This is a genomic window from Pseudomonas sp. UTLPPB19802 (assembly GCF_059730225.1).
This window is the reverse complement of record NZ_AP048545.1, coordinates 6,579,602-6,598,065: the sequence shown is the minus strand read 5'-3', so window position 1 is coordinate 6,598,065 and position 18,464 is coordinate 6,579,602. Positions and strand designations below refer to the sequence as shown.

Below are 18,464 nucleotides of genomic sequence, written 5' to 3'. Positions count from 1 at the left end.
AAGACGGTCGATCATGGCTGTCCCGCTGGCTGCGGGATTGGCTTTGGGAAGCGTGGCCTGCGCACTCTTCTTCAGGGGGGCGGAAATTCTGCCGGGTGCTGTCCTTTTCTTCTTTATCGGGGCACTGCTCGGCATGTTGGTCGGCTGGCCGGTGCTGTGGCTGGTCGAGCGATTTCTGGTCACGCCCTGGCGGTACGTCATCGGCGGGGCGGGCAGCGGCTTGCTGATCTGGATGGGGAGTGTGGCGCCGCTAATCATCAGTCGTCCTATATCGCTGCTCACAGGAGTCGAGCCCCTGCCGCCGCTGTTCTGGGTAGGCCCTTTCGTATTCGTGGCCAGCGGCTTACTGGCTGGAGCGCTGTATACCGCGCTTGAATGGCGATGCGGTCGGGCTGACTCCTGAGGCCGAGATGCGAGTGTATTTTGGATCCAAAATTCTCAAGTCCTACGACGAGTGGCCGATAGCCATTACCTGACAAATACAACCAACACCCCCAAATGACTCCAATTCGGGTGTTTAACGGAGTAGGACGTGAAGCTCTCTCATCGTTTGATTATCCTGGTACTAACGTCAATTCTCGGCCTCGCGATCGTTGGTGGCCTGGCACTCAATACCCTGCATTCGACCATGCAGGAGGACAAGCGCAGCGAAATTCACTCCGTCCTGGCCATGGCCGCCAAGCAGGTCGGCTATTTCCAGGGGCTGGAAAAGAGCGGCAAGCTCAGCCGGGCCGATGCCCAGGCCAAAGCCGTCGAGGCGCTCTCGAACATGCGCTACGGCACCACCACCTACGTGTGGGCCAGGAACATCGAAGGCCTGGGGCTGGTGCACGCCATCGCCGACAAGGTCGGCAAGGTCGACCTCGGCAAGGCGCCGAACGGCAAGACCAGCATCCAGAACTACATCGATAACACCGTCAACACCCCGTTCTATTACTACGATGACTTCACCAAGAACCCGGATACCGGCGAAATGGCGCCGAAGCTCAACGGCATCACCCGTATTGGCGATTGGAACTGGTTTGTCGGCTTCGGCATGTTCACTTCCGATATCGACAAGGCCTACTGGAAGTTGGCGTTCAATTTCATCCTGATCGGGATTGTCGTGATCCTGGTAGTGATCGTTGTCGCCTGGCGTATCTCCAAAAGCATCTACAGCAGCCTCGGCGGCGAGCCGGCCTACGCCGCCAGTGTGGTCGGCAGCATCACCAATGGCGACCTGAGCCAGACCATCAGCCATCGGCCCGGCGAGCGCAGCCTGCTCACCCTGGTGGCGCAGATGCAGAGGAACCTGCGGGAAATGATCACCTCCATTCAGCATGGCGCCGAACAGTTGGGTACTGCTGCCGAGGGCCTGTCGGGCCAGATGCACCAGCTCGATTCGGCTTCCCAGCAGACCTCTGACGCGACCACGGCAACCGCCGCCGCCATTGAGGAAATGTCCGTTACCATCGAGCATATTTCCTACAGCGCCGGTGAAACGGAAAAGAACTCCGCAAGCTCCACCCAATTGGCGGCCGACGGCGAGCAACTGGTCAACGATGCGGCCAAGGCCATCCAGGATGTTTCGCTCAAGGTCGAGGATGCATCGGTGATGATCGAGGGCCTGGTCAAGCGTACCCATGAAATCGACAGCATTGCCGGTGTGATCCAGAACATTGCCAGTCAAACCAACCTGTTGGCCCTCAACGCGGCCATCGAGGCCGCCCGTGCAGGCGAGCAGGGGCGCGGTTTCGCCGTGGTCGCCGAAGAGGTGCGCAACCTGGCGCAGCGCACCTCGCTGGCCACCGAGGAGATCACTACCATGATCACCTCAATTCAGAATGACACCGGTTCGGTGGTGGTCAGCATGAATGCGGTCACGCCGCAGGTGATGCAGGGGGTGCAACTGGCCGAGAAGGCGGCGGATGCCCTGCGTGATATCAACCGGGAGGCGTCCGCTACCCTGGTTCAGGTTCGCGAGGTGGCCACGTCTACCACCGAGCAGAGCCTGGCCAGCGCCAGCGTGGCGGAAAACATCGAGCGTATTTCCAACATGGTCGAGGCCACGGCGGAATCGGTGACGCATGCCAACAGCAACGTCCAGTCGCTGGAGCGCCTGGCGCAAGGGCTGAGGGCTTCGGTCTCGCGGTTCGTCCTGTAAGGCCAGGAGGGGGCAGCGGCGCGGCTCCCCTCGTCAGTGTCAGCGCAGCCAGATCTCGCTGACCGAATGGTCGCGGGATTTGCGTACCACCAGGTCGGCGCGTTCGCGGGTTGGCAGGATGTTTTCCAGTAGGTTGACTCGGTTGATGTCGTGCCAGATCTGCCGTGCGGCCTCCGGGGCTTCCTCGGGTGGCAGGTCGGCCAGCTTGCGGAAGTAGGCGCCACGGGCGCGAAAGGCGGTCTTCTGCAGCAGCAGGAAGCGGTCGACGTACCACTGCTCGATATCCTGCTCATCGGCATCCAGGTAGATCGAGAAGTCGAAGAAGTCGGAGACGATGGTGCTCGGCTTTGGCCCGTCGGTGCCGTCGGTCTGCAGTACGTTCAATCCTTCGAAGATCAGGATGTCCGGGCGATCCACCGCCTGGTAGCGGTCCGGGACGATGTCGTAGCTGACATGGGAATAGACGGGCGCCCGCACTTCGCCTTCGGCGGCCTTGATGTCGGCGAGAAACTTGACCATCTGCCGACGATCGTAGCTTTCCGGGAAACCCTTGCGGTGCATGATGCCGTCGGCAACCAGCTTGCTGTTGGGGTAGAGAAAACCGTCGGTGGTGACCAGCGCCACGTTCGGGTGATCCGGCCAGCGCGCCATCAGCGCCTGCAACACACGGGCGAAGGTGCTCTTGCCCACCGCGACGCTACCGGCAATGGCCAGGATGTAGGGACCGCGCGGACTGGCCCGGCCGAGAAAGGTGTCCTTGATCCCGGCCAGGTTGCGAGCGGCGCCGACATGCAGGCTGATCAGTCGCGATAGTGGCAGGTAGACATTGGCAACGTCTTCGAGGGAAATGTCCTCGTTGACTCCGCGCAGGGCCGCCAGGTCTTCTTCCGACAGTGTCAGCGGGGTGCTGGCGCGCAAGCCGGCCCACTCCGTGCGGCTCATTACCAGATAGTCGTCAGCGGTCATCGGTTACTGTCCCACGTCTTGTTCAATCGGCTGATTATCCAACGAGTTGCCCCTGTCTGTCCGAAGGTCAGAATAATCTTTTGAATCCATTGGATATTCTGTAGCCTTGCGGCGCTGAAAAGCACTCCATGCCTGATGGATTCACCTTCCCGGTCGCCGTGCGCTTCACCTAATATCCTGTCTCGGAAAGAGACAGGGGCCGGGGTATACTCGACTTTCGCGCTCACGCGCCTGCAGGTCTTGCGAACATGACGCAAATTTCCGAACGTCTTCTGGTTCAAGCCCATCTCGACGCCAAGCAACCCAAACCGTTGAGTGCCGAGCAGGAGGCGACGCTGCGTGCCGAGATCGCCGCCGAGCTCAAGGCTCAGGACGCGGTGCTGGTAGCCCACTTCTACTGCGACCCGATCATTCAGGCCCTGGCCGAAGAAACCGGTGGTTGCGTGTCCGATTCCCTGGAAATGGCCCGTTTCGGCGCCGCGCATCCAGCCAAGACCGTGTTGGTGGCGGGTGTGCGGTTCATGGGCGAGACAGCGAAAATCCTTACGCCGGAAAAACGCATCCTGATGCCGACCCTGGAGGCGACCTGCTCGCTCGACCTGGGCTGCCCGGTGGACGAGTTTTCCGCGTTCTGCGACCAGCATCCGGAGCGCACGGTGGTCGTGTATGCCAACACTTCGGCGGCGGTCAAGGCGCGGGCGGACTGGGTCGTGACCTCCAGCTGCGCGCTGGAAATCGTCGAAAGCCTGATGGACAACGGCGAGAAGATCATCTGGGCGCCGGACAAGCACCTGGGGCGTTACATCCAGAAGCAGACCGGTGCCGACATGCTGCTGTGGGACGGTGCCTGCATCGTTCACGAGGAGTTCAAGTCCCGGCAGTTGGAAGACATGAAGGCGCTGTATCCCGATGCGGCGATCCTGGTCCACCCGGAGTCCCCCGAGTCGGTGATCGACCTGGCCGATGCGGTCGGCTCCACCAGCCAGTTGATCAAGGCCGCGCAGACCTTGCCGAACAAGACGTTTATCGTCGCCACTGACCGCGGCATCTTCTACAAGATGCAGCAGTTGTGCCCCGACAAGGTTTTCATCGAGGCCCCAACGGCCGGTAACGGTGCGGCCTGCCGCAGCTGCGCCCATTGCCCCTGGATGGCCATGAACACCCTGGAGCGCACGCTGCAGTGCCTGCGCGAGGGCAGCAACGAGATCTTCGTCGACCCGTCGGTCGTGCCCAAGGCGGTGCGCCCGCTCAAGCGCATGCTGGACTTCACCCAGGCGGCGCGGATGAAGTTGAGCGGTAACGCCTGAGTCGGTTGGGGGCGCTGGCTCAGCCCCCCATCATGTCCTTGACCAGCCGTTCCTGGTCGATCATTTCCTTCTGCCGCGCATCGATGCGCGACGCCAATTGGAAGTTCGGTGCCCGGCGCTTGGCGAAGTCCAGTTGCTGGATCGCCTGCTTGTAGTCGCCAACCAGGGCGAAGTACTCGGCACGGGCCTGGTGCAGGCCGATGATGTTGCCGGACTGGCCGCGGGTTTCGGCGATCTGGTACCAGATATCCGGATCGTCTGCGCGGGTCTTGAGCAGGTCGACCAGCACCTTCTCGGCCTCGGCCGGCTTGTTCTGTTTGCCCAGCAGGTCGACCTGCAACTGCTTCAGCGGATAGTTGCCCGGATACAGGGCCAGCATCCGCTCGGTGCGTTGCACGGCATCCGGCAGATGACCGCTGCTGATGTCGAGCTCGATCTGGGCCAGGTTGTAGATAACCTCGTTGGGCGACTTGGCCAGCAGCGGCTTGAGGTTTTCCCGTGCGTCATTCAACTGGCTGCCCTTGATCTGGGCAATGGCCAGGCCATAGCGGGCGATGTCGGACTTGGGATTCTCGTCCAGCTGGGCGCGGAAGCGCTTGGCTGCCAGGCCGGGTGAGTCCTCATAGGAAAGCATCACGCGGGCGCGGATCAATTGGTAGCGCAGGCTATCCTCGATGCCGCCGGGCTTGGCCTGTTCGGCGCGGTTGCGGGTGTCGGCGATCCGAGACTCGGTGACCGGGTGGGTCAGGAGGAATTCCGGCGGCTTGGCGTCGAAACGGTAGATGCGCATCAGGCGCTCGAACATGGTCGGCATGTTGCGCGGGTCGTAGCCGGCCTTCTCCAGGTTGAGGATGCCGATCCGGTCGGCTTCCTGCTCGTTCTGGCGGGAGAAGCGCTGTTTTTCCTGGAAGGCGGCGGCCTGGGTCCCGGCGATGGTGGCGATACCGGCGTCACCACCGCCGGCCGCAGCGACGATGATCCCGGTGAGCAGGGCCGCCATCATCGGCAGTTGCATGCGTTGCTGGGCTTCTACGCCCCGGGCGAAGTGGCGCTGCGACAAGTGCGCCAGTTCGTGGGCCAGTACCGAGGCGTATTCGCCCTCGGTCTGGGCATTGAGGAACAGGCCGCCGTTGATCCCGATGATCCCGCCTGGCGCGGCGAAGGCGTTGAGCTGGTTGCTGTCGATCAGGATGAACTCCAGGCGCCGGTCCTGCACCTGGCTGGTTTCGACCAGCTTGTAGACCGTGGTTTCCACGTAGTCCTTGAGCTGCGGGTCGTTCAGTTGCTTGACCTGGCTGCGCAGCAGGCTCAGCCAGGCCCGGCCCAACTGGTATTCCTGCTGCGGCGAGACGATGGCGGAACTGGCGTCACCAAGTGACGGCAGGTCGTCGGCGAAGCCGGGGGAGGCGAGCAGGCAGGCGAGCGTCAGCAGGGTGGGGCGCAGAAATGTCATGCACAGGGCTCTAGGTCGGCAAAGCCCTTACTGTAGCTGCACGCCACGCCGACGACCAGAGGTGGCACCGCTTGGGGTATCCTAGACGGCTCGAACCAACCGATCCGGCGCGCCGCCAGGAGTGAAGCAATGACTGACGCTGTAGAGTACGACGCCGAGCTGGATGCCAGCGGCCTGAACTGTCCGCTGCCGCTGCTCAAGGCCAAGCTTGAGCTCAATCGCCTGGCCAGTGGCGCGGTACTCAAGGTCATCGCCACCGATGCCGGCTCGCAAAGGGATTTCCGTACCTTCGCCAAACTGGCCGGGCACGATCTGCTGCGCGAAGAGGAAGAAGCCGGGGTCTATCGCTACTGGCTGCGCAAAGCCTGAATTTCCAGCACTGAAATCGTTAGGGATTATTGATGTTCAAAGTGTTACGTGACTGGATCCAACGCTATTTCTCCGATGAGGAAGCGGTGGTATTGGCGGTCCTGCTGTTCCTGGCATTCACTGCCGTGTTGACCCTCGGCAAGATGCTCGCCCCGGTATTGGCCGGCATGGTCCTGGCCTACCTGATGCAGGGGCTGGTGTTTGGCCTGGAACGCATGCGCCTGCCCGGTGCGGCTGCGGTCGGCCTGGTGTTCGCGTTGTTCATGGGCGGCTTGCTGTTGTTCATGCTGGTGGTGGTGCCGCTGCTCTGGCACCAGTTGATCACGCTGTTCAACGAACTGCCGGGGATGTTGGCCAAGTGGCAGTCGTTGCTGCTGTTGCTGCCGGAGCGTTATCCGCACCTGGTGTCCGACGAGCAGGTGCTGCAGGCCATCGAGGTGGCGCGTGGCGAAATCGGCAAGTTCGGCCAGTGGGCGCTGACGTTCTCGCTGTCCAGCCTACCGTTGCTGGTCAACATGATGATCTACCTGGTACTGGTGCCGATCCTGGTGTTCTTCTTCCTCAAGGATCGGGCGAAGATCCGTGACTGGGTGCGTGGCTACCTGCCGCGCGAGCGGGCGCTGATCACTCGGGTGGCGGAGGAAATGAACCGGCAGATCGCCAACTACATCCGTGGCAAGGTGATCGAGATCATCATCTGCGGTGGCGTGACCTACATCGCTTTCGTCGCGCTGGGCCTCAACTATGCCGCGCTGCTCGCGCTGCTGGTGGGGCTTTCGGTGGTGGTGCCCTATGTCGGCGCGGTGGTGGTGACCGTGCCGGTGACGCTGATCGCGCTGTTCCAGTGGGGCTGGAGCGACCAGTTCATCTACCTGATGGCGGTCTACGGGATCATCCAGACGCTGGATGGCAACGTGCTGGTGCCGTTGCTGTTCTCCGGGGCGGTGAACCTGCATCCGGTGGCGATCATTTGTGCAGTGCTGTTGTTCGGCGGGCTGTGGGGCTTCTGGGGCGTGTTCTTCGCCATACCGCTGGCAACGCTGTTCAAGGCCGTGCTGGATGCCTGGCCGCGCAAGGAACCGATCGTGGCGCCGTTGCTGTAGGCGAGAGTCTGTGGTGTTTTTTTCTTGGGCAAGCCCTGCTCCTGCAGGTTTGTGTTGATCACAGGCTTTGCGTGCGACATCAACCTGTAGGAGCGGGGCCCTGTAGGAGCAGGGCTTGCCCGCGAAGCTTCCAGCAGTCCAACCCGGTCAGGCCTTGTTCAGCGCCTGTGCCGCTGCCAGTACCGCATCCACGTGGCCTGGCACCTTCACGCCGCGCCATTCCTGGCGCAACACGCCTTTGGCATCGATCAGGAAGGTGCTGCGGTCGACGCCCAGGTATTCCTTGCCATAGAGCTTCTTCAGCTTGATCACGTCGAACAGCTGGCAGACCGCTTCATCCTTGTCGCTGATCAGCTCGAAGGGAAACTCCTGCTTGCACTTGAAGTTCTCGTGGGACTTCAGGCTGTCGCGCGACACCCCGAAAACTTCGGTGTTGGCCGCCTGGAAGGCCGCGTACTGGTCGCGAAAGCCCTGGCCTTCGGTGGTGCAGCCGGGAGTGCTGTCCTTGGGATAGAAGTAGATCACCACCTGCTTGCCCTTCAGGCCCGACAGGCTGACGGTCTGCCCGCTGGTGGCCTGGGCCTGGAAATCGGTTACGGCTTCATTGATGACGACGGCCATGCTGGCTCCTTACATGGGGTTCTGTGGGCGCCACGGTTCGATCAGCGCATCGAGGTTCATCGCGTCGGCGAAGTCCAGGAACTGGTCGCGCAGCCAGCTGATCTGCACGCCGGGCGGCAGGGTCACGGTGAAGGTGGCGTTGAGCATGGTGCCGCCGGTGTGCGGTGCCAGGTAGGTATCGCAGGTCAGGTTCTCCAGGTCGACATTGTGGTCGATGAAGAACTGGCACAGCTCGTTGATGATGTCCGAACGGTAGGCCGAGCTGACATAGGCGACATACGGCAGGGCCTGGGGACGATTTTCCAGGGCACCGCTGCGCACCACGTTGACGATGAAGGCATGCTTCTTCGCCAGGTTCGGCAGGAGAGCCTCGAGCCGGGCCAGGGCATCCCAACTGCCGGAAATCTGCAGGACCAGCGCGCTGTACTCGCCATGGCGGGTCAGGCGCGAGGTCGAGACCGCGCAGCGGTTTTCATGGCTGGCGCGGCACAGGACGTTGGTCAGCTCCATGGGATTGGGGCCGAGGGCACTGATGACAAGGAATTGTTCGCGGACAGTGGGGGTGGACATGCAGCATTCCTAAAGCGATGAGCGGTCGGTATGTCTGGCAACAGTATGGATCGGGTTTCGACTGCGCAGGTCGCCGGCGAGGACCGGTCAAGCGCTTGCAGCAACCTCTCGAGCACGGGCGAGAGCGGGCGGCGGCAGGGCTGGATCGGGTTTCGGGCGGTGAAAAGGGAGTCTGGAACCCGGCACATGACTGAGTCAGTACCGATCAAAGTCTGAAGGGTAGCGAAAACCGGCGCCAAGGGGAATGCTCATGGCGAGTACTTCGCTTGTACAAGGCTGATGGCGCCAGTACCATTACCGCTCTCTTTTTCCGGCAGGAGCGGTTGCATGATTGCGGGCAGTATGGTGGCACTGGTCACACCCATGGATGCACAGGGTAATCTTGACTGGGACAGCCTGAGCAAGCTGGTGGACTTCCACCTGCAAAACGGCACCAATGCCATTGTTGCGGTCGGCACCACGGGTGAGTCGGCGACACTTGATGTGCACGAGCACATCGAAGTCATTCGTCGCGTGGTCGACCAGGTTGCCGGGCGCGTCCCGGTGATCGCCGGCACAGGTGCCAACTCGACGCGCGAAGCGATCGAGCTGACCACCAACGCCAAGAGCGCCGGCGCCGATGCCTGCCTGCTGGTAACCCCGTACTACAACAAGCCGACCCAGGAAGGCCTGTACCAGCATTTCCGTGCGGTCGCCGAAGCGGTCGATATCCCGCAGATCCTCTACAACGTACCGGGCCGCACCGCTTGCGACATGCAGGCCGAGACCGTGATCCGCCTGTCGAGCGTGCCAAACATCATCGGCATCAAGGAAGCCACCGGCGACCTCGACCGTGCCAAGGCGATCCTGGCCGGCGTGGCCAGTGATTTCCTGGTCTACTCCGGTGACGATGCCACTGCGGTCGAGCTGATGCTGCTCGGTGGCAAGGGCAACATCTCGGTGACCGCCAACGTCGCCCCGCGTGACATGAGCGACCTCTGCGCCGCCGCGCTGCGTGGCGATGCCGACACCGCGCGTGCGCTGCACCAGAAACTGATGCCGCTGAACAAGACACTGTTCATCGAATCCAACCCTATCCCCGTGAAATGGGCGCTGCATGAGATGGGCCTGATGCCGGACGGTATCCGTCTGCCGCTCACCTGGCTCAGCGCTGCCAGTCACGAACCGCTGCGGCAGGCCATGCGCCAGTCCGGCGTCCTGGTTTAATTGAGGAAACACACCGCATGAAGCGATTGGCCGGACTTTCCGCACTTGCCTTGATTATCACCAGCACCAGCGGTTGCAGCTGGATCTGGGGCCCGGAAGGTTATTTCCGCGACCGTGGCAGCGATTACCTGGAGGCACAACAGACGCCAGCCATGCAACTGCCGCCGGATGTTTCCACCAGCAAGCGGCTCGACCCGCTGCTGCCGATCCCGCGCAACGTTGCCAGCGAAACCGTCAAGGGCCCGTACGAAGTGCCACGCCCGCAACCATTGCAGGTCGCGGCCAGTGCCAGCGACTACAGCCTGCAGAAGAGCGGCGACTCGAGCTGGATCCTGGGTCAGCACCCGCCGGCCGAAGTCTGGTCGGTGGCCATCCAGTTCTTCCAGGACAACGGTTTCCGTATCGACTCGCAACGTCCGCAGACCGGTGAATTCACCACCGCCTGGCAGCACTCCGACGAGCTGTCGGCGAGCCTGGCCAAGCGCCTGGGCAGCAGCGGCGCAGCCGGCAACGAAACCCGCGTGCGGGTCCGTATCGAGCCGGGTGTGCAGCGCAACACCAGCGAAATCTACGTGGTCAGCGCCGAGCGTCCGGTTGGCAGCAGTGCCAACGTCGACTTCACCGCCCGTTCGGTCAATGCCGGGCTGGATTCGGCCCTGGTCGACGAGATGCTCTCGAGCATGAGCCGCAGCGCCGAGAAAGGCGGTTCGGTATCCCTGCTGGCCGCCCGCGACTTCGACACCCCGAGCCGCGTCAGCCTGAGCCAGGACGGCAGCGGCAACCCGGTGCTGAACGTCGGCGAAGACCTCGATCGTGCCTGGTCCAGCGTCGGTCGTGCCCTGGAGCAGGGCCAATGGCGCGTTGAAGACATCAACCGCAGCCTGGGCCTGTACTACATCAACCTGGCGGAGAAGGCCGAGCGCAAGAACGAAGAGCCTGGCTTCTTCGGCAAGCTGTTCGGCAGCAAGCCGGCCAAGGAAGAGATCGAAGCCCGTGCCGAGCGTTACCAGGTTCGCCTGAGCAAGGTCGGCGACAGCGTGCAGGTCACCGTAGAGAAAGACATCAACACCGTGGCGCCGGCTGACGTGGCGCGCCGTGTACTGGGTGTGATTCAGGACAACCTGGGCTGATTGACTATGCGTTTTGCCGTTCTCGGCAGTGGTAGCCAAGGGAACGGCACACTGATAGCCAGTGGCGACACCTGTGTACTGGTCGATTGTGGTTTCTCCCTGCGGGAAACCGAGCGGCGCCTGGCGCGCCTGGGGATGCATCCGGCGCAACTGAGCGCGATCCTGGTAACCCACGAACATGCCGACCATGTGCATGGCGTGGGTTTGCTGTCTCGGCGCTACAATCTACCGGTGTACCTCAGTCGCGGTACCTTGCGCGGGATGCGCAAGCCTGTCGAGCCCGCAGGGTTCGTGGCAGGAGGTGAAACCTTGCGCATCGGCTCGCTGGCGATCGACGTCGTCGCCGTGGCCCACGATGCCCAGGAGCCGACGCAGTACGTGTTCAGCGATGGTCAGCGGCGTTTCGGCCTGCTGACCGACCTGGGGTCGTACTGCTCGACCGTCATGGACAGCTACAGCGACCTCGATGCACTGATGATCGAGTCGAATCATTGCCGCGACCTGCTGGCACGGGGGCATTACCCGTACTTTCTCAAGCAGCGGGTGGGTGGCACGCAAGGACATTTGAACAACCATCAGGCCGCAAGCCTGGTGGCCGAGCTGGGCTGGCAGGGCTTGCAGCATTTGGTGCTGGCCCACCTGAGCAGCAAGAACAACCTGCCGCAGCTGGCCCGGCAATGTTTTGTCGACACCCTTGGGTGCGACCCGGACTGGCTGCAACTGGCCGATCAAGATTCAGGGCTCGACTGGCGACACATCGCCGGGCCCAACAACTTAACAAGCGGAGCCCATCATGGAAAAACGTGAAGAACTCTACCGCGGCAAAGCCAAGTCGGTGTACAAGACCGACGACGCCGACCGCTTGATCCTGCTGTTTCGCAACGACACCTCGGCGTTCGACGGCAAGCGTATCGAACAACTCGATCGCAAGGGCATGGTGAACAACAAGTTCAACGCCTTCATCATGCAGAAACTCGAAGCGGCCGGCGTACCGACCCAGTTCGACAAGCTGCTGGGCGACAACGAGTCGCTGGTGAAGAAGCTAGACATGATCCCTGTGGAGTGCGTGGTGCGTAACTACGCAGCCGGCAGCCTGGTCAAGCGCCTGGGTGTGGAAGAGGGCATGAAGCTCAACCCCTACACCTTCGAACTGTTCCTGAAGGACGACGCCAAGGGCGACCCGTTCATCAACGAATCCCACGTCGTGGCATTCGGCTGGGGTACCGCCGAGCAACTGGCGCGCATGAAAGAGCTGTCGCTCAAGGTCAACGAGATCCTGAGCAAGCTGTTCGATGACGCTGGTCTGCTGCTGGTCGACTTCAAGCTGGAGTTCGGCGTGTTCAGCGACGGCTCCATCGTCCTGGGCGACGAGTTCAGCCCGGACGGCTGCCGCCTGTGGGACAAGGACACCAAGAAAAAAATGGACAAGGACCGCTTCCGCCAGGGCCTCGGTGACGTCATCGAAGCCTACGAAGAAGTTGCCCATCGCCTGGGTGTACCGCTGTAATCGACGCAAGCATCTGATAGCACGGAATTTTTTTGCATCAGGGGGTTCGCTTCCGGCAAAAGTGTTGGTATGATGCGCGCCATTGGAGAGATGCCAGAGTGGCCGAATGGGACGGATTCGAAATCCGTTGTACCTTCGCGGGTACCTAGGGTTCGAATCCCTATCTCTCCGCCATACATGAATACGTCTAAGCCCCTGAAAATGTTGAAGTTTTCAGGGGCTTTTTCGTTTCTTGCTTTCAGCTTAGGGCAAATCTAGGGCAAAAGAGTCTCGCTGTAGGCTGCCTCAATCCGCTCTAAACCCGAGCATTTTCGACACAATGCCGGCCATGCTCTTGGTGTCCTTCGGGATCCAGCGGCCATAGTGTTTTCTGACCATGGTCGTGTCCGCGTGACCGAGCTGGCGGGCGACCCACTCAACGGGGACGTAGCTCGACAGCATCTGGCTGGCGAAGGTGTGTCGGCACTGGTTGGCGCCGCGGTGCCTGATGCCTGCTTTTTTCAGGTGGGCTGTGAACCACTTGCTCAGTATCTTGCTGTTCCACATCAGGCCGCTGGCGGTGCTGTGGAACAGGAAGGTGACCTTCTGCTTCTTGGGCGTGATGTTTTCTCGTTGAATTACCGAGATTTCGGTTGGGTGTTCGTTGCGGGCTTCTGTCAGGATCTCGCGTATCAGTTCGAGGGCGGGGTCAATCAGTTCAACGACCCGAACCCTTGACCGTTCCTTCGGGGGCTTGAACTCGCCGACGACCAGGGCGCGGTGAACTTGAATGTTGCCAGCAGCCAGGTCGACGTCCTCCTTGCAGCAACTGACCAGTCAAGAGCCAGGGGCTAGAGTGCGAGGCGGCCTACGACTCTCTGATGGGTGGGGCAAAAATGGGGCATTCCGTTCGCCAAGCCATGCCATTCAATGCCCAGTAGCGCAAATCTTGCAGTTATCGACCCCCCCCTACACCCCTTGTATTTCGAGGTGTAGGGCTTTTTTCGTTGTTACTCAAACACAATTGGGGTGTTTGAGGGCTTCCACTTCGAGACGGTGGACATCCGCTACACCACGGGCAGTCAGCGGTAGGGCAAGACCGAGGTGACTGGCGAGTTGTTGGGGGGAGCGGCTGTCCCAGGGTGTCGGCTGTTCGTGAATATCGTTGGCGGCGCGTCGTGTCGCCGGAATGCGGACAGCGCGAGGTTGTGGCGACTCCAGCCGTTGAAAGGCCAACGCGTAGAGAGCGATGCCATCGGCGATCAGGCGGTGGGCGAGGCGTTCCTGTTCCGAATCGTGAAAGGCTACGCAGCGGGCACCGTCCAGGCAGAACCTGGCGGCAATGCGGAACTGTGCGGCCGCCTCAAGAGGGTGCAGTGAGGCCAGTCGAATCAGGTCGGGCGGTGGCAGGCGGGACAGTAACGAGCGATCAATCATGGAGAAGGCCTCCGTGATTGCGATGCAGTGAAACCGGACGTAGCGGGCGGTGCCCGTGCGTAAAAGGGGGGTAGGCCATTATCCTTATCTCCTCAGACGGGTTAAGGAACTGCCATCTATCGTTGCGACACGGAAAGGGTGGCAGACCGTACGAGGGTCGCAAACCGGCGTCTGAGGAAACCGGCCAGGCCGAAGCCTGCCCCGCACGGTCCGCCATAGGAATGCACTAGCCGGACACCAGAAGCGCCAGCCAGACAGCTATGGCGCGAAACCGCGCCTCAGACACACAGAGCAGGTTGCGACACCCGGCCACAGGATTGACTGTGGCGAAACTAGGCTAGTGGCGGCGATGCCAATCTAATAGTCAGGCATCGGCTACGCAATGGAAGTGCGGGTCTTATTGTTTTGTAGGAGTTTTCGCGTTGCGGGGCACCAGTTGTCCCCCTTCATCGATCGGCCTGTTACGGATTCACCTGATGTCCGTTGCACGCCGTATGGGGCTCCGCGTTTTCTGCTGGCGGGCCGGAGCGGTGAGAGATCACCTTTGACAGGCCCACTCCCAGGGCCTGCATCACTCGCAGGACAGTCGACAGTTTCGGGTCGCCGCCGGTCGCCAGGGACCGGTAGAGATTCGGCCTGGCGAGGCCAGTGCTCTGAGAGAGGCTGCTCATGCCACCTCTCGCCTCTACCAGGCGGCGGATGGCGATGAGAAACGCGTCTTCCCCGCCGGCTTCATCGATTTCCTCGAGTGTGACAGACAGGTATTCAAGGGCAAATGTTTCGTCGTCTCGAAGCATCTCAAGGACGCTGTCTTCGTGAGAGCGGGTCCGGGTTGTCATTTTCCTTTCACCTTGTGAGTTATCCAGAGAGCCTTGGCTTGATTGATGTCGTTCTGCTGCCTGTCCTTCGAGCCTCCACCTAGCAGGAAAATGACCTTGCTACCCGCTATTGCGTAATAGATTCGATAGCCAGGACCCCAGTCGAGCTTCATCTCAAAAACGCCATCACCTACCGGTTCGGTGACCCCGAAGTGACCGAGGGAGGCCCGGTCTACCCGAGTGGTGATTCTTGCCCTGGTTTGGACATCACGCAGGCTATCGAGCCAAGCCTGGTAGATATCCACTCCATTGGCAGACAGTAAGTGTTCTACTTCGTACATTTCGATTGTACCTTAAAAGATACACTTGATTGATTGGATTTTTGCATGGGTTGCGATGAGTGGGGGAGGTGACCCCTATTGGCATCGCCGCAAGGTGTCCTGCTGGTGGTCGTGGAAGGCCAGGACGCGTCGAGGGCGAGGCCCGAAGGAGCGGTGATGGAACCAGGCTAGCGCTGGCGGTATTGGCCTGGCAGTCAGGCGCAGGCTACACGTCATCCAGTGCGGCTCTTGTTGCTTCGTAGGTTTTTTCGCCATGCGAGCGCTGTGCGGGTCCGCGCGCCCGTTACTGTGCGGGATTTCCTGAAACACCCCTTGTACACTGGTCGGTGTTTGTGGGGAGAGGGGAGTAACGGATGAATCGCAACGAGCTGCGCAAGGCCGACATCAACCTGATGGTGGTGTTCGAGGCGCTGATGCTGGAACGCAATGTCACGCGGGTGGCGGAAAAGCTCTTCCTAGGCCAGCCAACCATCAGTTCGGCGCTCAATCGCCTGCGGGCGATGTTCAACGATCCGTTGTTCATCCGTGTCGGCCACCGCATGGAGCCGACTGCCCGGGCCGAGGAGCTCATCCAGTATCTGTCGCCGGCCCTGGACTCGTTGTCCAACGCTCTGAGTTTGACCCACGATTTCGATCCGGCCAGCAGCACCATGACCTTCCGTATCGGCCTGTCGGACGACGTCGAGTTCGGCCTGTTGCCCAACCTGCTGCGGGCCCTGCGCCAGGAGGCGCCGAATGTGATGATCGTGGTCCAGCACGTCGACTACTGGCGTATCCCGGACCTGCTCGCTTCCGGCGATATCACCGTCGGCATCAGCCAGACCCGCGGCCTGCCGGCCAATGCCAAGCGCAAGCTGCTGCGGCATATCCAGCCGATGCTGCTGCGCGCAGACGCTTCGTCGACGCCCATGAGCCTGGATGAATACTGCGCCCGCCCGCATGTGCTGGTGTCCCACACGGCGAACGTCAGCAGCCTGGCCGATGAGTGGCTGGCGGAAATCGGCCGCAAGCGTCATGTGGTGCTGTCGGTACCGCAATACAGTGCCTTGCCGGCCCTGCTGGCCGGGACCGACCTGATCGCCGGTCTGCCCGACTACACCGCCCTGGCCATGGCGGCCTCGGGCTCGCTGTTCGCCGAGCCGCTGCCGTTCAAGGCGCCGACATTGGACCTGTCGATGGTCTGGCTGGGTATCGTCGATACCGATCCGGCCGAGCGTTGGCTGCGTTCGCGGCTGGAGAAATTCATGAGCGATCGCTTGCCCCAGGGCCTGTCGTGACGTTTTTCTGACCGTTGCGGCAGGTTGCGTGTTATACCTTGCGTCTTCCCCACTGATAGTTCGGAGCCTGCGCAATGCCCCACGTTTTCCTGGAGTACACCTCGAGCCTGACCGACTTCGAAGCCGACAAGGCCTTGCTGCGTATCAACCATGCGCTGGTGGCGTCCGGGCAGTTCGCGGCTGAGTTCGATATCAAGGCGCGGGCGACGAAACTCGACACCTTCCGGGTTGGAACCAGCCTGAACGAGCGGGGCTTCGTGCATGTGAAGCTGGCGCTGTTGAGCGGGCGCTCGCCACAGGTCAAGGCCCAGTTGGCCGAGAGCCTGCTGGCCGGCCTGCAGGACCTCGGCGGTTGGCCGGCATCGGTCGAGGTGCAGTTGTCTGTGGAGGTGGTGGATCTGGATCGCGAGTCATACAGAAAAGTCGCTCTCTGATCGGGTAATGTTTAGCCGCTGGGTACCCGAGCATTGTAAAAACTGCATTTAACGGCGTATCCCGGCATGTGAGTCTGCAACCCTTCTGTTCATTACGGCAGGCTCATGGACGCGCGCACTAACACGATCAGGCATGCAGTTTCGGCTGGCGCCCAGGCGCCCGGCTACGGCACTGCCTGTCTGTCGATAGCGGCCATTCCCATCGCGGTCGCGTTGCCTTGCGAGCTGGCCTTCTGGGCGTTGTGGCACTGCCGCCATGCGCGGCCGCCGGATGTTCTCCCTTTCCGTTGAGTCATTTCACTGACCGTGGGCGACCCTTGTCGGTCGCCCGGGTTGAAGCGGTGGGCGCTGTTGTGCCTGCCTGACGCGGATATGAGAGTCCCCCATGAGTGTTGCCTATCAGTCCTTCGCTGCCCCGGAAGAAGCCCGGTCGTTCCTGGAACAGAACCCGGATGTCGAAATGTTCGAGCTGTTCATCATCGATAACAACGGCGTCCCGCGGGGCAAGCTGTTGCATCGGGACGAACTGCTGGCGGTCTATGCCGATGGTCGCCCCTTGCCGAGTACCATTCTCGGCCTGACCCTCAACGGCGACGATGTGGAAAATTCCGGGCTGGTCTGGGACGTCGGCGATGTCGATTGCCGCGCCTATCCCATTGCCGGCAGCCTGCAACGCATGCCCTGGCGGCGGATACCGACTGCGGCGGTACAGGTCGGCATGCACCCCAGCGAAGGCTTGCCGGCAGCAGTGGCCGACCCGCGCCAGTTGCTGGCCAGGGTGGTCGGGCAACTGCAGGCCGCCGGTTATTACCCGGTGATGGCGGCCGAGCTGGAGTTCTACCTGCTTGACCAGCAACGCGACAGCAATGGTCGCCCACAGCCGGCCCGCGATGCCGATGGCGGGCGGCCGCGGACGACGCAGGTCTACGGCCTGCGCGAGCTGGAGCAGATCGAACCGTTTCTCGCCGATCTTTATGACGCCTGCAAGCTCCAGGGCATTCCCGCGCGCACGGCGATTTCCGAATACGCTCCCGGCCAGGTGGAAATCACCCTGGAGCACCGCGCCGATGCCCTGCAGGCCATGGATGAGGCCGTACGCTACAAGCGGCTGGTGAAGGGCGTGGCCCACAAGCACGGGATGATTGCCTGCTTCATGGCCAAGCCGTTTGACGATCTGGCGGGCACGGGCATGCATATGCACGTCAGCCTGGCCGACCGGGAGGGGAATAACCTGTTCGCCAGCGAAGCACCCGAGGGAACGCCACTCCTGAGAAAGGCGGTGGGCGGCATGCTCGTGACCCTGTTGGATTCGTTGCTGCTGTTTTGTCCCAATGCCAACTCCTACCGGCGTTTCCAGAGCAACAGTTATGCGCCGCTGGCGGCGACTTGGGGTGTCGACAACCGCACCGTGAGCCTGCGAGTGCCGGGCGGGCCGGTGGCGTCACGGCATATCGAACACCGGATCTGCGGCGCCGATGCCAATCCGTACCTGGCGGCCGCGGCGATCCTGGCCGGCATCCACCACGGAATTGCCGCGCAACTGGACCCTGGCGCGCCGATCGAGGGCAACGGTTATGCACAGTCCAGTGAGCGCCTGCCCACCGACTGGCTGACCAGTCTGCAGGCCCTGGAAGGTTCCAGTTGGGCTCGCGATACCTTTGGCAGCGAGTTTCTTGGTGTCTATCTGGCGGTCAAGCGCGCCGAATATCGGCAGTTCATGGGCGAGGTGGGGGAGCAGGACTGGCGCTGGTACCTGCACCAGGCCTGAAACTCTCGGCTTGATCCGGCAGCGGTGTATTTTTC

20 protein-coding genes, 1 tRNA gene and 1 pseudogene are annotated in these 18,464 nt (G+C 61.8%); 14 read left to right on the top strand and 8 right to left on the bottom strand.

Annotation, left to right across the window (positions count from 1 at the left end; all coding sequences use genetic code 11):
* Positions 1-13: 13 nt before the first annotated feature.
* The 3 genes and pseudogenes from AC6I6U_RS29005 to AC6I6U_RS28995 all read left to right on the top strand — a co-directional run bounded on the left by AC6I6U_RS29005 (position 14) and on the right by AC6I6U_RS28995 (position 2,143).
* Positions 14-403 (top strand): hypothetical protein, encoded by a 390-nt coding sequence (locus AC6I6U_RS29005; protein WP_497879398.1) that lies wholly within the window; start codon positions 14-16, stop codon positions 401-403.
* Between the two features lie 225 nt (positions 404-628).
* A pseudogene (locus AC6I6U_RS29000) lies at positions 629-1,066 on the top strand (cache domain-containing protein); the annotation flags it as partial.
* Between the two features lie 213 nt (positions 1,067-1,279).
* Positions 1,280-2,143 carry a methyl-accepting chemotaxis protein gene (locus AC6I6U_RS28995; RefSeq protein WP_497883126.1) on the top strand — a complete coding sequence of 288 codons (864 nt, stop codon included), beginning with the start codon at positions 1,280-1,282 and terminating at the stop codon, positions 2,141-2,143.
* Between the two features lie 39 nt (positions 2,144-2,182).
* Here the strand turns inward: AC6I6U_RS28995 and coaA are convergent, their stop codons facing one another.
* Complete coding sequence (gene coaA / locus AC6I6U_RS28990) at positions 2,183-3,109, bottom strand: type I pantothenate kinase (protein ID WP_497879397.1); 927 nt, start codon at positions 3,107-3,109, stop codon at positions 2,183-2,185.
* A gap of 248 nt (positions 3,110-3,357) precedes the next feature.
* Here coaA and nadA point away from each other — a divergent pair, with 248 nt between their 5' ends.
* Positions 3,358-4,416, top strand: a complete 1,059-nt coding sequence (nadA, locus tag AC6I6U_RS28985; protein WP_497879396.1) for a quinolinate synthase NadA — start codon at positions 3,358-3,360, stop codon at positions 4,414-4,416.
* 19 nt (positions 4,417-4,435) lie between these two features.
* On the opposite strand, the gene AC6I6U_RS28980 is transcribed toward nadA, so the two are convergent.
* Positions 4,436-5,869: a M48 family metalloprotease gene (locus AC6I6U_RS28980; protein WP_497879395.1), complete on the bottom strand. Its 1,434-nt coding sequence runs from the start codon at positions 5,867-5,869 to the stop codon at positions 4,436-4,438.
* A 129-nt stretch (positions 5,870-5,998) separates the two neighbouring features.
* Between AC6I6U_RS28980 and AC6I6U_RS28975 the strand changes: the two genes are divergently transcribed.
* The gene (locus tag AC6I6U_RS28975) at positions 5,999-6,238 is read left to right on the top strand and encodes a sulfurtransferase TusA family protein (RefSeq protein WP_497879394.1); all 240 of its coding nucleotides are present in this window, start codon (positions 5,999-6,001) and stop codon (positions 6,236-6,238) included.
* 32 nt (positions 6,239-6,270) lie between these two features.
* Positions 6,271-7,341 carry an AI-2E family transporter gene (locus AC6I6U_RS28970; RefSeq protein WP_497879393.1) on the top strand — a complete coding sequence of 357 codons (1,071 nt, stop codon included), beginning with the start codon at positions 6,271-6,273 and terminating at the stop codon, positions 7,339-7,341.
* Between the two features lie 147 nt (positions 7,342-7,488).
* Here the strand turns inward: AC6I6U_RS28970 and AC6I6U_RS28965 are convergent, their stop codons facing one another.
* Positions 7,489-7,962 (bottom strand): peroxiredoxin, encoded by a 474-nt coding sequence (locus tag AC6I6U_RS28965; protein WP_497879392.1) that lies wholly within the window; start codon positions 7,960-7,962, stop codon positions 7,489-7,491.
* Between the two features lie 9 nt (positions 7,963-7,971).
* Positions 7,972-8,532 carry a glycine cleavage system transcriptional repressor gene (locus AC6I6U_RS28960; RefSeq protein ID WP_497879391.1) on the bottom strand — a complete coding sequence of 187 codons (561 nt, stop codon included), beginning with the start codon at positions 8,530-8,532 and terminating at the stop codon, positions 7,972-7,974.
* A 327-nt stretch (positions 8,533-8,859) separates the two neighbouring features.
* Here AC6I6U_RS28960 and dapA point away from each other — a divergent pair, with 327 nt between their 5' ends.
* From dapA to AC6I6U_RS28935, 5 genes are all read left to right on the top strand, one after another.
* Positions 8,860-9,738 carry a 4-hydroxy-tetrahydrodipicolinate synthase gene (gene dapA, locus AC6I6U_RS28955; protein ID WP_497879390.1) on the top strand — a complete coding sequence of 293 codons (879 nt, stop codon included), beginning with the start codon at positions 8,860-8,862 and terminating at the stop codon, positions 9,736-9,738.
* A gap of 17 nt (positions 9,739-9,755) precedes the next feature.
* Positions 9,756-10,868, top strand: coding sequence for an NlpB/DapX family lipoprotein (bamC, locus tag AC6I6U_RS28950; RefSeq protein ID WP_497879389.1), 1,113 nt, complete (start codon positions 9,756-9,758; stop codon positions 10,866-10,868).
* Positions 10,869-10,874: 6 nt separating this feature from the next.
* Positions 10,875-11,675, top strand: coding sequence for an MBL fold metallo-hydrolase (locus tag AC6I6U_RS28945; RefSeq protein ID WP_497879388.1), 801 nt, complete (start codon positions 10,875-10,877; stop codon positions 11,673-11,675).
* Complete coding sequence (gene purC, locus AC6I6U_RS28940; RefSeq protein ID WP_010450180.1) at positions 11,662-12,375, top strand: phosphoribosylaminoimidazolesuccinocarboxamide synthase; 714 nt, start codon at positions 11,662-11,664, stop codon at positions 12,373-12,375. Before AC6I6U_RS28945 ends, purC begins: the two co-directional genes overlap by 14 nt.
* 84 nt (positions 12,376-12,459) lie before the next feature.
* Positions 12,460-12,549 (top strand) — tRNA-Ser (locus AC6I6U_RS28935).
* A 111-nt stretch (positions 12,550-12,660) separates the two neighbouring features.
* On the opposite strand, the gene AC6I6U_RS28930 is transcribed toward AC6I6U_RS28935, so the two are convergent.
* From AC6I6U_RS28930 to AC6I6U_RS28915, 4 genes are all read right to left on the bottom strand, one after another.
* Positions 12,661-13,128, bottom strand: a complete 468-nt coding sequence (locus AC6I6U_RS28930) for a tyrosine-type recombinase/integrase (RefSeq protein WP_497883125.1) — start codon at positions 13,126-13,128, stop codon at positions 12,661-12,663.
* Between the two features lie 240 nt (positions 13,129-13,368).
* Positions 13,369-13,791 (bottom strand): hypothetical protein, encoded by a 423-nt coding sequence (locus AC6I6U_RS28925; RefSeq protein ID WP_497879387.1) that lies wholly within the window; start codon positions 13,789-13,791, stop codon positions 13,369-13,371.
* 461 nt (positions 13,792-14,252) lie between these two features.
* On the bottom strand, positions 14,253-14,630 hold the full coding sequence (locus AC6I6U_RS28920; protein ID WP_497879386.1) for an addiction module antidote protein: 378 nt from the start codon (positions 14,628-14,630) through the stop codon (positions 14,253-14,255).
* Complete coding sequence (locus AC6I6U_RS28915; protein WP_497879385.1) at positions 14,627-14,950, bottom strand: type II toxin-antitoxin system RelE/ParE family toxin; 324 nt, start codon at positions 14,948-14,950, stop codon at positions 14,627-14,629. The genes AC6I6U_RS28920 and AC6I6U_RS28915 overlap by 4 nt, the downstream gene beginning before the upstream one ends.
* A gap of 353 nt (positions 14,951-15,303) precedes the next feature.
* On the opposite strand from AC6I6U_RS28915, the gene AC6I6U_RS28910 reads away from it, so the two are divergent.
* The 3 genes from AC6I6U_RS28910 to AC6I6U_RS28900 all read left to right on the top strand — a co-directional run bounded on the left by AC6I6U_RS28910 (position 15,304) and on the right by AC6I6U_RS28900 (position 18,429).
* On the top strand, positions 15,304-16,227 hold the full coding sequence (locus AC6I6U_RS28910) for a LysR family transcriptional regulator (RefSeq protein WP_497879384.1): 924 nt from the start codon (positions 15,304-15,306) through the stop codon (positions 16,225-16,227).
* A gap of 74 nt (positions 16,228-16,301) precedes the next feature.
* Positions 16,302-16,661, top strand: a complete 360-nt coding sequence (locus AC6I6U_RS28905) for a 5-carboxymethyl-2-hydroxymuconate Delta-isomerase (protein WP_497879383.1) — start codon at positions 16,302-16,304, stop codon at positions 16,659-16,661.
* Positions 16,662-17,046: 385 nt separating this feature from the next.
* Positions 17,047-18,429: a glutamine synthetase family protein gene (locus AC6I6U_RS28900; RefSeq protein ID WP_497879382.1), complete on the top strand. Its 1,383-nt coding sequence runs from the start codon at positions 17,047-17,049 to the stop codon at positions 18,427-18,429.
* The last annotated feature ends 35 nt before the right edge of the window (positions 18,430-18,464 follow it).

Coding starts and splice junctions, on each gene's coding strand:
- AC6I6U_RS29005 (WP_497879398.1), top strand. CDS start 14: ATGGCTGTCCCGCTGGCTGCGGGATTGGCTTTGGGAAGCGTGGCCTGC.
- AC6I6U_RS28995 (WP_497883126.1), top strand. CDS start 1,280: ATGCAGAGGAACCTGCGGGAAATGATCACCTCCATTCAGCATGGCGCC.
- coaA (WP_497879397.1), bottom strand. CDS start 3,109: ATGACCGCTGACGACTATCTGGTAATGAGCCGCACGGAGTGGGCCGGC.
- nadA (WP_497879396.1), top strand. CDS start 3,358: ATGACGCAAATTTCCGAACGTCTTCTGGTTCAAGCCCATCTCGACGCC.
- AC6I6U_RS28980 (WP_497879395.1), bottom strand. CDS start 5,869: ATGACATTTCTGCGCCCCACCCTGCTGACGCTCGCCTGCCTGCTCGCC.
- AC6I6U_RS28975 (WP_497879394.1), top strand. CDS start 5,999: ATGACTGACGCTGTAGAGTACGACGCCGAGCTGGATGCCAGCGGCCTG.
- AC6I6U_RS28970 (WP_497879393.1), top strand. CDS start 6,271: ATGTTCAAAGTGTTACGTGACTGGATCCAACGCTATTTCTCCGATGAG.
- AC6I6U_RS28965 (WP_497879392.1), bottom strand. CDS start 7,962: ATGGCCGTCGTCATCAATGAAGCCGTAACCGATTTCCAGGCCCAGGCC.
- AC6I6U_RS28960 (WP_497879391.1), bottom strand. CDS start 8,532: ATGTCCACCCCCACTGTCCGCGAACAATTCCTTGTCATCAGTGCCCTC.
- dapA (WP_497879390.1), top strand. CDS start 8,860: ATGATTGCGGGCAGTATGGTGGCACTGGTCACACCCATGGATGCACAG.
- bamC (WP_497879389.1), top strand. CDS start 9,756: ATGAAGCGATTGGCCGGACTTTCCGCACTTGCCTTGATTATCACCAGC.
- AC6I6U_RS28945 (WP_497879388.1), top strand. CDS start 10,875: ATGCGTTTTGCCGTTCTCGGCAGTGGTAGCCAAGGGAACGGCACACTG.
- purC (WP_010450180.1), top strand. CDS start 11,662: ATGGAAAAACGTGAAGAACTCTACCGCGGCAAAGCCAAGTCGGTGTAC.
- AC6I6U_RS28925 (WP_497879387.1), bottom strand. CDS start 13,791: ATGATTGATCGCTCGTTACTGTCCCGCCTGCCACCGCCCGACCTGATT.
- AC6I6U_RS28920 (WP_497879386.1), bottom strand. CDS start 14,630: ATGACAACCCGGACCCGCTCTCACGAAGACAGCGTCCTTGAGATGCTT.
- AC6I6U_RS28915 (WP_497879385.1), bottom strand. CDS start 14,950: ATGTACGAAGTAGAACACTTACTGTCTGCCAATGGAGTGGATATCTAC.
- AC6I6U_RS28910 (WP_497879384.1), top strand. CDS start 15,304: ATGAATCGCAACGAGCTGCGCAAGGCCGACATCAACCTGATGGTGGTG.
- AC6I6U_RS28905 (WP_497879383.1), top strand. CDS start 16,302: ATGCCCCACGTTTTCCTGGAGTACACCTCGAGCCTGACCGACTTCGAA.
- AC6I6U_RS28900 (WP_497879382.1), top strand. CDS start 17,047: ATGAGTGTTGCCTATCAGTCCTTCGCTGCCCCGGAAGAAGCCCGGTCG.